This window comes from Klebsiella sp. F11 (assembly GCF_056712265.1).
This window is the reverse complement of record NZ_CM160060.1, coordinates 4,902,786-4,917,998: the sequence shown is the minus strand read 5'-3', so window position 1 is coordinate 4,917,998 and position 15,213 is coordinate 4,902,786. Positions and strand designations below refer to the sequence as shown.

The 15,213-nt window shown below is 62.9% G+C and carries 13 protein-coding genes; all 13 read right to left on the bottom strand.

Features of this window, described 5'->3' with window-relative positions; translation table 11 throughout:
- Positions 1-5: 5 nt before the first annotated feature.
- The 13 genes from AC1M2H_RS24175 to AC1M2H_RS24115 all read right to left on the bottom strand — a co-directional run bounded on the left by AC1M2H_RS24175 (position 6) and on the right by AC1M2H_RS24115 (position 15,014).
- The gene (locus AC1M2H_RS24175; RefSeq protein WP_480149373.1) at positions 6-926 is read right to left on the bottom strand and encodes an ABC transporter permease; all 921 of its coding nucleotides are present in this window, start codon (positions 924-926) and stop codon (positions 6-8) included.
- Positions 926-1,774 (bottom strand): ABC transporter permease, encoded by an 849-nt coding sequence (locus AC1M2H_RS24170; RefSeq protein WP_480149372.1) that lies wholly within the window; start codon positions 1,772-1,774, stop codon positions 926-928. The genes AC1M2H_RS24175 and AC1M2H_RS24170 overlap by 1 nt, the downstream gene beginning before the upstream one ends.
- Entirely contained in the window at positions 1,771-2,364 is a 594-nt protein-coding gene (locus tag AC1M2H_RS24165; protein WP_480149371.1) for an ANTAR domain-containing response regulator, read from the bottom strand. The genes AC1M2H_RS24170 and AC1M2H_RS24165 overlap by 4 nt, the downstream gene beginning before the upstream one ends.
- Entirely contained in the window at positions 2,361-3,488 is a 1,128-nt protein-coding gene (locus AC1M2H_RS24160; RefSeq protein ID WP_480149370.1) for a transporter substrate-binding protein, read from the bottom strand. Before AC1M2H_RS24160 ends, AC1M2H_RS24165 begins: the two co-directional genes overlap by 4 nt.
- 283 nt (positions 3,489-3,771) lie before the next feature.
- The gene (locus AC1M2H_RS24155) at positions 3,772-4,929 is read right to left on the bottom strand and encodes a CdaR family transcriptional regulator (RefSeq protein WP_132513954.1); all 1,158 of its coding nucleotides are present in this window, start codon (positions 4,927-4,929) and stop codon (positions 3,772-3,774) included.
- On the bottom strand, positions 4,926-6,101 hold the full coding sequence (locus tag AC1M2H_RS24150; protein WP_480149368.1) for a glycerate kinase: 1,176 nt from the start codon (positions 6,099-6,101) through the stop codon (positions 4,926-4,928). The genes AC1M2H_RS24155 and AC1M2H_RS24150 overlap by 4 nt, the downstream gene beginning before the upstream one ends.
- Positions 6,102-6,114: 13 nt before the next feature.
- Complete coding sequence (locus AC1M2H_RS24145) at positions 6,115-7,452, bottom strand: MFS transporter (protein WP_480149367.1); 1,338 nt, start codon at positions 7,450-7,452, stop codon at positions 6,115-6,117.
- A gap of 106 nt (positions 7,453-7,558) precedes the next feature.
- The gene (locus AC1M2H_RS24140; RefSeq protein ID WP_480149366.1) at positions 7,559-8,437 is read right to left on the bottom strand and encodes an SMP-30/gluconolactonase/LRE family protein; all 879 of its coding nucleotides are present in this window, start codon (positions 8,435-8,437) and stop codon (positions 7,559-7,561) included.
- 13 nt (positions 8,438-8,450) lie between these two features.
- Positions 8,451-9,788: an MFS transporter gene (locus AC1M2H_RS24135; RefSeq protein ID WP_480149365.1), complete on the bottom strand. Its 1,338-nt coding sequence runs from the start codon at positions 9,786-9,788 to the stop codon at positions 8,451-8,453.
- A gap of 133 nt (positions 9,789-9,921) precedes the next feature.
- Entirely contained in the window at positions 9,922-11,112 is a 1,191-nt protein-coding gene (locus tag AC1M2H_RS24130; RefSeq protein WP_480149364.1) for a thiolase family protein, read from the bottom strand.
- An 11-nt stretch (positions 11,113-11,123) separates the two neighbouring features.
- Complete coding sequence (fabG, locus tag AC1M2H_RS24125) at positions 11,124-11,858, bottom strand: 3-oxoacyl-ACP reductase FabG (RefSeq protein WP_480149363.1); 735 nt, start codon at positions 11,856-11,858, stop codon at positions 11,124-11,126.
- A gap of 10 nt (positions 11,859-11,868) precedes the next feature.
- Complete coding sequence (locus AC1M2H_RS24120) at positions 11,869-13,461, bottom strand: acyl CoA:acetate/3-ketoacid CoA transferase (protein WP_480149362.1); 1,593 nt, start codon at positions 13,459-13,461, stop codon at positions 11,869-11,871.
- Positions 13,458-15,014 carry a class I adenylate-forming enzyme family protein gene (locus AC1M2H_RS24115; RefSeq protein WP_480149361.1) on the bottom strand — a complete coding sequence of 519 codons (1,557 nt, stop codon included), beginning with the start codon at positions 15,012-15,014 and terminating at the stop codon, positions 13,458-13,460. The genes AC1M2H_RS24120 and AC1M2H_RS24115 overlap by 4 nt, the downstream gene beginning before the upstream one ends.
- Between the last annotated feature and the right edge of the window lie 199 nt (positions 15,015-15,213).

The following is a 15,213-nucleotide window of genomic DNA, read 5'->3' as shown; positions in this document are numbered from 1 at the left end:
CCCTGCTACTTTTTGACATCAATGCGCGGATCGACCCACGGCAGTACCAGATCCGCAATAAGGTTGCCGCCCACAATGGCAACCGCTGAGACGGTGGTTACCCCGACAATCACCGGAATATCCACCTGTTGAATCGCCTGCCAGGCCAGCTGGCCGATGCCCGGCCAGCCGAAGACCGACTCAACCACCACCAGTCCGCCCATAAAAATACCGATATCAATGCCAATCATCGGGATCAGCGGCAGTACGGCATTCGGCAGTACGTGACGCAGCAGTACGCGTGTCCTGCCCAGCCCTTTGGCCCGCGCGGTGCGGATAAAGTCCTGCTGCAGTACCTCAATCATTGACGAGCGCAACATTCGCGAATACCAGCCGCTGCCGAGCAGGCCAAGGGTGAGCGCCGGTAGCGCCAGATGGCTGAAGCCGCCGTAGCCTCCCATCGGGAACCAGTTGAGCACCACGGCGAAGAGATAGAGAAACAGCATCGCGGCGATGAACTGCGGCGCCGAAACGCCGACAAAGGAGAGCGCCATCAGCAGTCGGTCAGCCAGCCCGCCGCGTTTTAGCGCCGCCAGGGTGCCGAAGACGATGCCCAGCACCAGTTCGCAGACAATCCCCGCCGCCATTAGCTGCAGCGACGGCCCGATGCGGGCGGAAACCAGCTCGCTTACTTCGCTACGCTGAATGAAAGAGCGCCCCAGATCGCCATGCAGCAGTCCCGTCAGGTAGCGGAAATACTGCTGATAAAACGGTAGGTCTAGTCCCAGCTGATGGCGAATGCTTTCAACCACTTCCGGCGTGGCGCTGCGCCCGGCTATCTGGCGTGCCGGATCGGCGGGCAGCATAAACAGCAGCAGGTAGCAGATTAGCGTGACGCCGAGCAGGATCAGCAGCGCGTGCAGCAGACGTTTTCCCAGAAACAGCATCAGCTTCTCCTTTTTAAGCCGGGATCGAGGGCATCGCGCAGGGCGTCGCCAGCAATGTTGAAAGAGAGCGACAGCAGCACGATCGCCGCGCCGGGAAAGAACACCAGCCACGGGGCCGAGGTGAACCAGGTCTGGCTTTCAAAGATGATGTTGCCCCAGCTCGCGGTCGGCGGTTGTACCCCCACCCCGAGAAACGAGAGGGTGGCCTCCAGCAGTACCGTCGTGGAGATGCCCAGCGTGGCCCAGACCAGCACCGTCGGCACCAGATGCGGAATTAAATGCACGCCGAGAATGCGTAAGGTACCGGCGCCGAGGGTGCGTTCTACGGCGATAAAGTCGCGCGCGCTCAGGGCGCTGGTTTCGGCGTAGATAACCCGCGCGATCTGCACCCAGTTCACCATGGCGATCACCATCGCCACGATCCAGACGCTGGGCTGGAAAATAGCCGCCAGCGCAATCGCCAGCAGCAGCGCCGGAAACGCCATCATCAGGTCGGTAAAGCGCATCAGCAGTCCTCCGATACGCCCCTGCAAATAGCCGGCGCTTAGCCCTACCAGTACGCCGGTCAGCACCGCAATGCCGTTAGCGACGACGCCGATCAGCAGCGAGGTGCGTGCGCCGTAAATCAGCCGCGAAAACAGATCGCGCCCCAGCAGATCGGTGCCCAGCCAGTACGTGGCGTTGGGCGGAAGCGGCGCGCCCTCCAGACTTAATCCTTCGACAAACTGTTCATCGGGATCGAAAGGGGCGAGCCAGGGGGCGAACAGCGCAGCCAGCACCACCAGCAGAATAAACAGCAGCGAGAGCAGCAGCGCGGGTCGCCGCAGAAGATATCCGACCTGGCTCATCGCGTCCCCCGCTCGCCTGGCGTTATCCGCAGTAACCACTGCTGCGCCACCTGCGCCACCGGCTGGTTGCTACGCATTGATTCCGTGCGCAGACGAACCCAGGCCTGCTGTTCGTCGATGTTTTCCGCCAGCATCAGCGCCGCCAGCGCCCGGGTAATCTGCGGCACTGCCGCCAGACGCTGGCGCAGCAACGCCTGCTGCTGCTGGGCGTCATGGAGCTGCTGGCGCAATCCCACCGCCATCATCAGCGTGGTGTAGATAGCCCGCTGGGTAATGGGTTTGGTGAGGATCGCCGTGGCGCCGAGATCCAGCGCGCGCTGTACCTGGGAAAGCCCTTCGTGGGAGGTCAGTGCGATTACCGGTATCCCCGCCAGATTGACCTGCTGCAGGGTTAGCGGGCTGGCGAACGCTTCCAGCTCCACCAGCACCGCGCAGGGGGCGAGCGGCGGCGCTGCGTCATCCGCCGTCAGGTGATGCCAGCGAATGCCCATCCGCGTCAGGTTCTTTTCCAGCGCTTCGCGGCTCCTCGCTTCGCAGTCCACCAGCAGGAGCGGCTGAGCATCAAAATCCGGGGAGAGTAGCGTTTTCATTTCACAATCCTCAGGTCAGGTCTGGCGGAAACCGTCCGGCCCTGGCGCAGGTCGGTGGCAGAAAGATAGGGGTCGGGCATCACCGGCTGCGATTCGCTATGTAAAATCTGAAAGTGGGTTTGTTGCAGCTCTGCGATATAGCAGGGCAGGCAGGCGTGGTTATTTTGCGCCAGCACCGCGAGCGCGCCCGGCGAACGGGCATCATACTGGCGATGTAGGGCTGCCAGCACCGCGTCCGGCCGGCTGTCTCCGGCCTGACGCAGGCTGTCGGCGAACAGCCTTACCGCCCTCCAGGCGCCGATGTAATAGTGGGAAATGCGCCGCGCGCCGTGCTGCAGGCGCTGCCGGGCGCAAAAGTCGGGATCGACGCTTTCAAAAAACGGGCCGCAGGAGAGCAGACGCACCGCCCGCAGCGGCGCGACTTCAGCCACTTCGGCCTCGGTAAAGTTACAGCTGAGCACGGCTAACGTCCGCCGCTCTTGAATGCAGGCTTCGTCCAGCGCGCGGAGAAAAGCGTAAGCGCTTTCGCCCACCAGATTGTTGAGGACAAAATCGACCTCTGCGCTGAGAATCGCCTCCACCAGCTCGGCTACGCCGCGGTTTCTCAGATGCAGATATTTTTCCCCGACTACCGTGCCGCCGGAGGCTTCCACAACCTCGCGTGCGATGCGGTTGCTCTCCCAGCCCCAGACGTAGTTAGAGCCGGCCAGCCAGGCGCGAGTGCCGAACGTCTCCAGCGCCAGCCGCAGCAGCGGCAGCAGGGTCTGATTCGGGCAGCCGCCGAGATAGACCACCTGTTCGCAGCTTTCGAACCCTTCGTAAGGCGAGCCGTACCACAGCAGAAGGTTATGCTGTTCCAGGTCCGGAATGATCTCCTTCCGGCTGGCGGAGGTGATGGTGCCGAAGATATGGCGGATGCCCTGGTCGATAAAGGAACACACGGCCTCGCCGTAGGCCGCCAGATCGCCGGCAGGATTAATATGTCGGGCCTGAATCTGAAACGGATAAGTGGGATCGGCGTTGATTTCCGCCAGCGCATGAAGCGTACCGGCCAGCGCGCTGTTCGCCATGTGGCTGTAGGTCCCCTCCGTGGACAGCAGAATGCCGATATCAATGGTTTTCACGTGCGTGCGCTCTCCACAATAAAAAAAGCCCGATCGTCCTTAGCAGGACAATCAGGCTTCATTACCTGTCGATATTTAATGGGGACAAGGCTTAAGGGTTGCCCCGGCTTGTATATATTCGATATGAAAAATTCATGCCATTTTTAAAGTGCTGAGAGATCATTAGGTTAGATTTTTCGCTTTTGCCGTATTGCACCGCGATGGGGCGGTATCCCTGGCGCGGTGCAGGCTTAGGGGGCGATGCGTGCATTTTCCTTCGCGGCATGTCTCTTTCGTTGTCGCCTCAGCTCAGCGTATCAATCCACTCGCTCTGCCGCGGGTTCTGCCGCCGGTAGCAATGAACCGACACCGAGAGCTGCACCAGGTCGGTAAACACCATCGGATCCAGCTGGATATGCTTTTTAATCTGCTGTAGCCGGTAGGTGAGGGTATTGCGGTGGATCCCCAGCTGCAGCGAGGTCTTGCCCGGTTCGGCGTTATTGGCGATAAAACAGGCCAGCGTATCCAGCAGCGCTTCGCCGGAATCATGCTCCAGCAGCTGCCGCACGTTGTTGTTAAAGAAGTTGACCATATAGCTGTCTTCCAGCACCCGAAACAGGCACAGCATCGCCATTTCGCGGAAATAGTAGATCTGCCGCTGCGGCTGCACTTTGCTGCCCACTTCTATCACCGAACGGGCGAACCGAATCGCCTCGCGAATGTCGGGCGCGCTATCCGCCTGTACGCCAACGCCGATGTGATAATGGCTGATCTGGGTGCTGAGGATAAACTCGATCCCCTTGAGCAACGTCTCCTGCGGCTCGTTCAGCGCATCGAGGATCAGGATTTCGTTACTGCCCAGCAGGATCACCTCCCTGACCCCGGCCAGCTGCGAGAACTCGCGCAACAGCGTGCTCAGGATCTCGCTCAGATGGCGCTGTTCCACCTGGATGGTGACCACCACCGGCACCAGCGGCGTGTCGAAGGTGAAGCCCAGCTCCGCCAGGCGGCGCAGGGCCTCCTGGCCCGGGTGGCTCTCGCCCTGCTCAAGATACTGGCAGAACAGAGTGTCGCGCAGGCGCTGCCGCCAGTTGGTTTCGCGCATCTCCATCGCCTGGCGCACCAGCAGTTCGGCGGTAAGCACCGCCAGCTCGGCATAGCGGCTGATCGCCGACGGATCGCCGCTGATCCCCACCACCATCACCACCCGATCGGCAAAAATAATCGGATGATTAATACCGGGATGGACGTTCTGAAAGCGCGCCGCTTCCGCGGTGTTATGGATGCAAATGCGCTTTCCGGTGCGGATCACCTCGCGGGCGATCTCGTGCTGTTCGCCAATACGATGGCGTTCTCCGGAGGCAATAATCTGTCCGTGATGATCGATCACGTTGACGTTGTGATGGATGATCGCCATTGCCCGGGTGACGATCTCATTAGCCAGCGCTGTTGTAATAATCATGCTGTTATCCGCTCGTGTTCATTCCGCCGTTGCCCGCATAAAAAGGTTCGAAGCACATTTTCCGCCGCGTCGGCGAGCAGCTTTTCGCAGGCGCTCATTGATTCCGCCAGCGGCATCGGCCGCGGGCAGATCGACCACATGGCGTCAATATGATATTGGTAAAGCTGCTGGCTGGTGTCATCCCGCCCGCCGCACAGGGCGATCACCGGTACGCCGCGGCGCGCGGCGGCGTTCGCCACCCCCACCGGCGCTTTGCCGAACGCGCTCTGGCGATCGAGCCAGCCTTCGCCGACGATGGCCAGCGCAGCGTCGGCGAGGTGACTATCGGCGTTTAGCAGCTCCAGTACCAGCTCGATCCCGGGGCGCAGCGTGGCGCCGGCGTAGGCCATCAGCGCGGCGCCCATTCCGCCCGCCGCTCCGGCGCCGCTTAAGGCGCCGACGTCGTAGCCCAGCGTCTGCGTTAGCTGCCGGTTATAGTGGGTCATCCCCGCTTCCAGCTCGCTGAGCGCGGCGCTGTCCGCCCCCTTTTGCGCGCCGTAAATCCAGGTGGCGCCCTGTTCGCCCAGCAGCGGGTTGCTGACGTCGCAGGAGGCCTGCACCTCGATATGGCGCAGGCGCGGGTCCAGTTCGCGCAGGTCGATGCGCTGAATGCGCGCCAGATCCTGTCCCGCGGCGGCGGCCGGCAGCAGCGAACCGTCTGCGCACCAGAAGCGCGCGCCGAGCGCCTGGGCGAAGCCGATGCCGCCATCGTTGGTGGCGCTGCCCCCCAGCCCGATAATCAGCCGCCGGCAGCCGGCGTCCAGCGCCGCTTTCACCTGTTGGCCCAGACCGTAGCTGCTGGCGCGGCGCGCGTCCCGCCGCGCCGCAGGGGTGAGCTCCAGCCCGCAGCTTTGCGCCATCTCGATAATCGCCTGGCCGCCGGGCAGCAGCAGCAACGCCGCCTCGACGGGCTGGCCGTAGGGATCGCGGCAAAGGTGCCGCTGCCAGGTCGCGGCGCCGAGCTGCGGGCTTTCCGCCAGCGTTGCCAGCAATCCTTCGCCGCCGTCCGACACCGGCATTTCCACCAGCGTCAGCGGCGCGCCGACGCGGCGTAGCCCGCTGGCGACCGCGGCGCAGGCCGCCTGCGCGCTACAGCTGCCTTTGAACGAATCCAGCGCGATGACAATTTTCATGGGTTCTCCTGGTTTACGACGCCTGGCGCGGCGTTTTATCGGTGGTCATTAGCTGAAGCAGCATGCCCAGCAGGGCGCATCCCGCCATGGTGAAGAAGGCGTAAATATAGCCCGCCGGGTTCGACCAGCCGCCGCCCAGCTGGATCAGCCAGCCCATCAGCAGAGGGGAAACCCCGCCGCCGATAAACATCGCGGTGGTGATGATGCCGTTGGCGGTGGAGGTGGCGCGTTCATCGGCGGAATCCGACGCCATAGCGTAGTAGATCGGCCATACGGCGTTGGCGACCAGGCCGAAAAAGAGCTGGATGGCGATCAGCCGCGGCATATTGGTGGCGAAGTAGAACAGCGCGATGCCGATACTCATCCACAGTCCGCAGATGATCAGCGTGCGCTTGCGGCCCAGGCTGTCCGACAGCCACGGCCAGATCACCTGGCCCAGGGTGCCGGTGAGGGTAAAGACGATGCTTAACCCGGCGGCGGAGGCCAGAGACAGGCCGGAGACGTGGTACAGATAGGGCGGCAGGACGACGTTAATGCCCATATAGACAATCTGCGTCAGCAGGGTGTTGCCCGCGGTAAGCGAGATATTGCGGTTACGCAAGGTGCGCAGGAAGGTCCGCATCCCTTCGCCTTTTGCGACATGGCTGCTGTCCTGCGTCGCCGGGCGCGTCATCCCCTGCTGCTCGATGTGCTGGTAAAGGGTGGTGATACGGTCGGCGGTGGAATACTTCGCCCAGAAGATCATCAGCGGGATGGCGACAATCAGCGCCAGCAGGAAGCAGTAGCGCCAGCTGCCTTCGCCGAAGGTGGTCAGCACCAGGCTGGCGACCACCCCGCTCAGCAGCGCGCCGATCGGATAGCCGGTATGGTGGACCCCCAGCGCGAAGCCGCGTTTCTCTTTCGGCCACCATTCGGCGGTATTGCTGACGCCGACCGGTTCGCCCCAGCCCGCGCCGAGGTTCACCCCGACCCGCTGCAGCACGAAGGTGGTCAGTCCGTGGCTGATGGCTTTAATCCCGGAAATGAACGACAGGGCGGTGTAGCCCAGCACCAGCGGCACCTGAAAACGCGCGCGTTTCCAGCCGGAGCCATAGCGATCGCTCCAGATCGAACCGGGGATGTCGAGGATCGCCAGGGCGACCATGATCAGCGCCACCAGGTTACCCCACTGTTCCGGGGAGAGGGAAAACTCCTTTGAGATGACCGGCCCGAGGCGCAGGATCATTTCGCGATCGTAGGCGTTAAGCACCCAGATCAGCCAGCACACCAGCAGGGAAACCCAGGAGAAGCGATGTATTAGCTGCTTTTTCACGCCTTTTTCGCTGGCAGGCGTTTGATTAATCGTTGTCATAGTGTTTGCTCCACGGCGCCGCGACAGCGTGATGGGCGCCGCTTGTTGTCAGGGTCAGAGTAAGTTCACCGGGTATTATTATTTTGACGGCGAAACGGATATTCATTTAACCAATGAAGCGCCGCTCCGCTACGCCGGTGATGCCCAGTCCGTAAATGGCGAACAGGCTGCCGCGCAGCTGATTATCTTCCGGGAAACGCGGCAGCGGCGGCTGCGCCATCGAGGTCACATACAGCACATCGAGGTTTTCCCCGCCGAACATCACGCTGGTGACTTTCTTCACCGGCATCTCGATAATGCGGTCCACCTTGCCCTCCGGCGTATAGCGCACCAGCTTGCCGGCGTAGACCAGCGCATTCCACAGGCAGCCTTCGCTGTCCACGGTGGCGCCGTCCGCCGCGCCGCCTTCGCTGCGATCCACCTCGCAGAACACCCGCTCGCGGGAGAGGTTGCCGCTGGCGGCGTCGTAGTCCCAGGCGCGGATCTCGCCGGTCCAGGTGTCGGCGAAGTAGAAGGTCTCGCCCGACGGACTCCAGCAGGGGGCGTTGGAGACGATGATGTTCTCCTTGAGCACGTGCAGCGACAGATCCGCATCCAGGCGATACAGCGCGCCGCTCGGCTCCTCTTCGCGCATATCCATCGAACCGAAGAGAAAGCGCCCCTGGCGGTCCACCTTGCCGTCGTTCAGGCGGTTGAAAGGTCGGTCCGCTTCCGGGTGATGCAGCAGCTCAAGTTCGCCGCTGGCGAAATCGAGGAGATGCACGCCGTGCTGCAGCGCCACCACCGCGCCTGCGCCGTTCTGGCGCAGGGCGAAGGAGCCGATTTTCTGCCGCACGTCCCAGCTCTGAATCGCGCCGCCCTGCGCGTTGCAGGCGAATAGCCGCCCGTCCTGACTGTCCACCCACCAGAGCCGCTGTTGTTCTACGTCCCAGACCGGGCTTTCGCCGAGCCGGGTTTTTAAATCCAGCAACACTTCAATGCGCATGATTGTCTCCTGGTTAAATTTTTTCTCCGCCTGCGGGCCTGGCCGCGGCGGCGGTATGTGAGGGTTGGCGTTGAATAAAGAGCGCCACCAGCGCGCCGACGATCAACAGCGCCACGGCGAACCACAGCCCGGAGGTGGCGGAACCGGTACGATCCTCAAAGGCGCCGAGGATAAAAGGCCCCAGAAAACCGCCGCACAGGCCAAGACAGTTGAGCAGGCCGAAGCTGCCCGCCAGCATATGGCCGCTCATGATCGAAGGTAGCCAGTTGAAGATGATGGATTGCATGGCGAAGAACATGAAGGCGGCCAGCGAGAAGCCGAGCAGGGCGACGCTATGGCCGCCGGTGGCGCCAATCGCCATACCGATCGCCATCACCAGGTAGCCCGCCATCAGCATGCGGCGCGAGCGCTGTTCCGTGCGGGCGAAGCGCGGCAGCAGCACCCCGCCGCAGGCGGCGGCCACCCACGGAATGGCGGTCAGAAAACCGATGTGCAGCGGCGTCAGCTGCCCCCAGCTGCCGATGATCCCCGGCAGGAAGTAGCTCAGTCCGTATACCGAGAACTGATGGGTAAAGTAGATCAGCACCAGCAGCAGGAATACGCGGGTGGTGAGGGCGGTTTTGAGGGAAAAACGGGCGGGAGCCTGGCTGGTCTCCCGCGCTTCGCGGGCGAGATCGGCGTCGATCGCCCGGATATCTTCGGCATTCAGCCACGGCGCATCCGCGGGCTTATCCGGCAGCTTGCGCCACACGATGACGGAGAGGAGGATCGCCGGGAGGCCCTCAATAAAGAACATCCACTGCCAGCCGTGCCAGCCCGCCGCGCCGTCGAGATTCAGCAGCAGCCCGCCCAGCGGCGCGCCGATGATGTTGGCTAAGCAGACCCCGAGCAGAAACAGGCCGGTGGCCTTGGTGCGCTCCTCCCGGCCAAACCACAGCGTCAGATAGTAGATGATGCCGGGATAGAGACCCGCTTCCGCGGCCCCCAGCAGCAGGCGCATAATGTAAAACGACGTTGGCCCGGTCACGAAGGCCATCGCGCAGGAGATGATCCCCCAGGTGATCATGATGCGGGCGATCCAGCGGCGGGCGCCGATCTTCGTCAGAAACAGGTTGCTGGGGATCTCCAGTACCGAGTAGGAGAGGAAAAACAGCCCCGCGCCCAGCCCAAAGGCGGTCGCGGAGAGGCCAATATCCACCGACATGCTGGCTTTCGCCATGCCGATATTGGTGCGGTCGATAAAGCTGATGATGTACGCCACGATCAGCAGCGGCATCAAATGACGGTAGATCTTTTTATGCGTTTGCCGGAGCGGCGTATCGCTCATCGCCTTTTCATTTATTGCGGACATGGTTATTATTTCCCCGTAATCGTGGTCAGAAGCCTTGCCGGGATCGTGCCGATCCCGCATGTCAGCTCTCAGGTTGTCGCCGGGCGCTGACCCGAACGACGCCCGGCCCGAAGCCCTACTTCGGGCCGTTTTTCTACGCTCCTTCGCGCTCAAACAGCATCGAAATACCCTGTCCGCCGCCGATGCACATGGTCACCAGACCGGTGCGCGCGCCGCTGCGCTCCATTTCGTACATCAGCTTGACCGGCAGGATCGCGCCGCTGGCGCCGACCGGATGGCCCAGCGCAATCGCGCCGCCGTTGACGTTAACCCGCGCCGGATCGAGGCGCAGATCGTTGATCACCGCCAGCGCCTGGGCGGCGAAGGCCTCGTTGAGCTCCACCAGATCGATGGACTGCACGTCCAGATTGAGCCGATCCATCAGGCGACGGGTGGCGGGGGCGGGACCAAAGCCCATAATGTCGGCGCCGCAGCCTGCCACCGCCCAGCCGCGAATGCGCATCCGCGGCGTTAAACCGCGTTGCTCCGCCTGCCGGCGCGTCATCATCACCAGCGCCGCCGCGCCGTCGTTAATCCCGGAGGAGTTGGCCGCGGTGATCACGCCGTCTTTTTTGAACGCCGGACGCAGGGCGGCGAGTTTTGCGCGCGGGGTATCGCGCGGATGTTCGTCGGTATCGAACCAGCGGGTCGCTTTTTTGCCGTCCGGCACTTCCAGCGCCAGGATCTGCTCGCGAAAGCGGCCCAGTTCAATCGCTTTCAACGCCTTTTGCTGGCTGTCCCAGGCGAAATCGTCCATCGCTTCGCGGGTGATACCGAAGCGCTCCGCCACGTTTTCGGCGGTCATGCCGTTGTGATAGGGCCCTTCCGGCCAGGTCAGGATGGAGATCAGCCCATCCTCCAGCTCGCCGTTGCCCATGCGATAGCCGTCGCGGGCTTTGCGCAGGTAGTAGGGCAGCTGCGTCATGTTCTCGGTCCCGCAGGCGACCACCACCTCCGCCTGGCCGCTCTGCAGCTCCATCATGCCGTCCGCCAGCGCCTGCAGCCCGGAGCCGCACTGGCGGTTGACCGAATAGGCGGTGCTCTCCTGCGGGATCCCGGCCCGCAGCTGGCAGACGCGGGCGATAAAGCCGCTTTCGGCGATCTGTCCGACGTTGCCGACGATCACCTCATCCACCTCCTGCGGCGCCAGCCCGGCGCGCCGTACCGCTTCGCGGATCGTCGCCGCGCCGAGATCGTGCTGGTGGGTATGTTTCAGACTGCCGTTGAAGGTTCCTATCGCGGTGCGTACGCCGCTGACGATCACAATATCATTGGCCTGTGCCATGGTTTTTCTCCTTACAGAATCATGCCGCCGCCGACGTTAATTACCTCGCCGTTGATGTAGCGGGCCCCTTCGGAGGCAAGAAACGCCACGCATTCGCCGACGTCTTTCGCCTCGCCGGCGTAACCCGCCGGAATTTTGTCGATCATGATTTGCCAGACGTTTTCCGGCACGCCGCGGGTCATATCGGTATCGATAAATCCGGGGCAGATGGCGTTTACCGTCACCCCTTTTTTCGCCAGCTCGCGGCAGGCTGTTTTGGTCATCCCCACCACGCCCGCCTTCGAGGCGGCGTAGTTGGTTTGCCCGATGTTGCCCAGCCAGCTGGCGGAGGCGATGTTGATGATGCGGCCCGCGCCGCGCTCGCGCATGCGGATGGCGGCCTGCTGCATGCAGAAGAAGGTCCCTTTCAGATTGACGTCGATTACCGTATCCCAGTTCTCTTCCGTCAGCTTGTGCAGCATAGCGTCGCGGTTGATCCCGGCGTTATTGACCAGAATATCCACCGGGCCGAACGCCGTTTCCGCCTCGGCGAACAGGGCTTCGACCTGCGCTTTTTCACTGATGTTGCAGCTGATGAAGAGCGCCTCCGCGCCCGCGTCGCGCAGGGCGGCGGCCGCGGCCTCGCCGTGGTCGTCGCGATCGGCGATGACCACGCGCGCCCCTTCGCTGGCGAGTATTTGGGCGATGCCAAAGCCGATGCCGCGTGCGGCGCCGGTGACAATGGCGGTTTTAGTGGCAAGTTTCATAAACGGTTCCTTACGTGTGTGATGATGAATCGGGGGAGAGGCGCTGCGCCAGCCCGCAGGGGGCGGGCTGAAACAGCGCGCTGTCCATCACGGTCAGCTCCGGGGCGATTAACGGGCGAAAATCCATGTGCGCAAGGATGTCGCGTTGCAGATCGACGCCGGGGGCGATCTCCGTCAGTACCGGCCCCTCAGGGCGCAGCTCGAACACCGCGCGTTCGGTAACGTAATGCATGGTTTGCCCCTTCGCGCGGGCCAGCTCGCCGTTATAGGAGATCTGGTTGACGCGGGTGACGAACTTGCGCACCTCGCCTTCGCGGACGATGCGCAGCGCCCCCCCTTCGCAGGCGATCTCCAGCCCTTTAGCGGTGAAGGAGGAGCAGAACACCACGTGGCGCGCGTTCTGGGTGATGTCGATAAAGCCGCCGGCGCCGGGGCAGGAGGCGCCGAGGCGCGTGGCGTTGACGTGGCCGCATGGGTCCATTTCCCCGGCGCCCATAAAGGTGATGTCCACCCCTGCGCCGTTGTAATAGAGCATCTGGTCCTGGTGGCTGATCATCGCGCTCAGGTTGCAGCCGATGCCGAAATCGGTGCCGCCGGCCTGCTGCCCGCCGTAGATGCCCGACTCCACCGTGATAGTGACCCGATCGCCAAGCCGTTCTTCGTGGACGATGGCGCCGATGACGTCGTTGGGAATGCCGGTGCCGAGGTTGATGACGCAGCCGGGCGTCAGGTAGCGGCAGGCGATGCGGCCGATCAGCTTGCGCAGGTCCAGCGGCAGCGGGGCATTCTGCGCCGCGGGCAGGCGGATATCGCCGCAGAATGCCGGGTCGAACGCCCAGCCGGAGGTCTGACGATGATTCGTCTCCGGCTCGTCGCAGACGACGATGGCGTCGATCAGCGTTCCGGGCACGGTCACGCTTTTCGGATGCAGCGAGCCCGTCGCTACGCGGTATTTCACCTGCGCCAGCACCTTCGCGCCGTAGCGTTTGGCGGCGAGGACGGCGTGCAGCACTTCCAGCTTCATCGCCTCTTCGTCGGTGGTGAGGTTGCCCGCCTCGTCGGCGTGGGTGCCGCGCACAATCACCACATCCAGCGGGATCGCCGGGTAGAAGAGATACTCTGCGCCGCGAAATTCGACATGTTCGATCAGGTTGGGCTGCTCGCGGGTACGGGCATTCATGCGTCCGCCCTCGATGCGCGGATCGACAAAGGTGCCCAGCCCGACGGGGGAAAGCCGTCCCGGCAGGCCGGCGGCCATCGCCCCGTACAGGTGGACCATTTGCCCCTGCGGCAGGCACCAGGCCTCTACGTCGTTGTTATTGATCATCGCCATCCAGCGCGGCGCCAGCCCCCAGTGGGAGCCGATAATACGGCGGACCATCCCCGGATGGGCGAAGTGCTGGTTGCCGCGCTGGCGATCGCTCTGCCCGGCGGCGTGCATCAGGGTCAGGTCGCGCGGCGCATCGGTTGCCAGAAAGCGCGCTTCGATGGCCTGCAGAATGGATTCCGCCGCGCCGATAAGCGTCATGCCGACGGTACAAACCGTGTCGCCGCTGCGGATAAGCTGCGCCGCCTCGCGGGCGCTGATAAACCTGCTGCTCACTTTTTCTCCTCCGTCGTCAGGCTGGTGATAGATTCCGCAAGCCGCGTTTTGAGCTGCCGCTTGCTGACCTTGCCGTTATGGGTGCGCGGCAGGGTGCGGGTAAAGATGATGCGGGCCGGGAGCTTGAAGCGGGCGATCTTCACTCTCAGCCAGGCAAGGATCTCCTCGCTGGTGAGGTGGGAGTGCGCGTCAGGGACGATAAACGCCACCGGCTCTTCGCCATACACCGGGCTGGGGGCGGGGATCACCGCGACTTCGCGCACCCCCTGATGGGTCGAAATAATGTTTTCCAGCTCAAGGGAGTAAATCTTCTCGCCGCCGCGATTGATCATGTCCTTGCTGCGATCCTTGATATACAGCCAGCCCTCCTCATCGAGATAGCCGAGATCGCCGGTGCAGAACCAGCCCTGCGCGTCGCAGCTGGGGCGCCGTTCGCTGCGCTGCCAGTATTCGCGGATCACCACGTCCCCTTTCAGCCAGATATGGCCGATCTGCCGGCTGGGGAGAGGCTGCTGGCTATCGTCGAGAATGCGGATGGCCAGACCGGGGATCGCCTGTCCTGAACTGCCGCGCTTCTCATTGTCCCAGACGTCGACCGGGAAAATGGTGGCCGGGGAGGTGGTTTCGGTCAGCCCGTAGATCGGGTGAATGGCGGTATTCGGAAACAGCGTTTTTAACTCGCCGATCAGCCCCTCGTTCAGGTGGCCCGCGCCGCAGGCGATGGCGCGTAGCGAAGGCCAGGTGGTGGGCTGGAGGGCATTGCGCGCCCGCGCCGCCTGGCAGAGCAGGATAAACACCGTCGGCGAGCCGTGCAGAAAGGTGATGTTCTGCTCGCGCAGGGTGTTGAGTACCTCAGGGGCGTTAAAACGCTGCTGCAGCCAGATGCTCGCGCCGAGGGTGATAAACAGGGCCAGCAGCGCCGACAGCCCGGTGATGTGATAGATCGGTACCGCCAGAATGGTGCTGTCTGCCTCCGTCAGATTCAGCTTTTGCGCATAGGCGTCGATGGCGCACAGCAGGTTGCCGTGGGTGATGATGGCGCCCTTGGGCTCGCCGGTGGTGCCGGAGGTAAACATCATTATCGCCGTGTCGTCGCGGGTCACCTGCACCGGCAGCTCCGGTAAAGCGGCGGGCAGCGTCAGCGCCTGCCAGTCGGTGAGCGCAACGCAGCGCGCGTTTGCCGTGTGCCCCAGCCAGTCCTGTAAGCTGGCATCGAATAACACCGCCTGGGGAGCGATATGGCCCACCAGCTCCTCGCTTTCGGCCTGTTTTAGCTTAGTGCTGAAGGGGATCACTTCGATGCCCAGGGCGAGGGCGGCGAAAAAGATCTCGCAAAAGGCCGGGTGATTGCCCCAGGCCAGCAAAATACGATCGCCTTTGCGTAATGACCAGACGCGGTCGAGCTGCGCCATGGTCTGCTGTACCCGCTGGTGGAAATCGCGGTAGCGATAGCGCTGATCTTCAAACGCCAGCGCCAGGGCGTCCGGGCGGCGTGAGGCGCTGTGGCGCAAGGCCTGGTATAAATTGTGAAAGTCGGCGGAGGTGCTGCTCATTTGTCTCTCCTGACATAGCATGATGGCTTGTCGTAGTCTGGAGAATTTCCGCAGCGGAAATTGCTGAATGCTTCACAACAAAAATTCAACAAAATTGGAACGGCTTTGTAATATTGCACAAGGCGGCGAGCGGGCGGGTTTATTCGTTGGCGGGTGGGGATTTCAATTTCATGCTCTCAGCGGTCGCCCGTATCGCAAA

What these genes read in the sequence shown, in the direction of transcription:
- AC1M2H_RS24115 (WP_480149361.1), bottom strand. Translation starts at nt 15,014, where the DNA reads ATGAGCAGCACCTCCGCCGACTTTCACAATTTATACCAGGCCTTGCGC.
- AC1M2H_RS24165 (WP_480149371.1), bottom strand. Translation starts at nt 2,364, where the DNA reads ATGAAAACGCTACTCTCCCCGGATTTTGATGCTCAGCCGCTCCTGCTG.
- AC1M2H_RS24150 (WP_480149368.1), bottom strand. Translation starts at nt 6,101, where the DNA reads ATGAAAATTGTCATCGCGCTGGATTCGTTCAAAGGCAGCTGTAGCGCG.
- AC1M2H_RS24145 (WP_480149367.1), bottom strand. Translation starts at nt 7,452, where the DNA reads ATGACAACGATTAATCAAACGCCTGCCAGCGAAAAAGGCGTGAAAAAG.
- fabG (WP_480149363.1), bottom strand. Translation starts at nt 11,858, where the DNA reads ATGAAACTTGCCACTAAAACCGCCATTGTCACCGGCGCCGCACGCGGC.
- AC1M2H_RS24135 (WP_480149365.1), bottom strand. Translation starts at nt 9,788, where the DNA reads ATGTCCGCAATAAATGAAAAGGCGATGAGCGATACGCCGCTCCGGCAA.
- AC1M2H_RS24155 (WP_132513954.1), bottom strand. Translation starts at nt 4,929, where the DNA reads ATGATTATTACAACAGCGCTGGCTAATGAGATCGTCACCCGGGCAATG.
- AC1M2H_RS24170 (WP_480149372.1), bottom strand. Translation starts at nt 1,774, where the DNA reads ATGAGCCAGGTCGGATATCTTCTGCGGCGACCCGCGCTGCTGCTCTCG.
- AC1M2H_RS24140 (WP_480149366.1), bottom strand. Translation starts at nt 8,437, where the DNA reads ATGCGCATTGAAGTGTTGCTGGATTTAAAAACCCGGCTCGGCGAAAGC.
- AC1M2H_RS24175 (WP_480149373.1), bottom strand. Translation starts at nt 926, where the DNA reads ATGCTGTTTCTGGGAAAACGTCTGCTGCACGCGCTGCTGATCCTGCTC.
- AC1M2H_RS24130 (WP_480149364.1), bottom strand. Translation starts at nt 11,112, where the DNA reads ATGGCACAGGCCAATGATATTGTGATCGTCAGCGGCGTACGCACCGCG.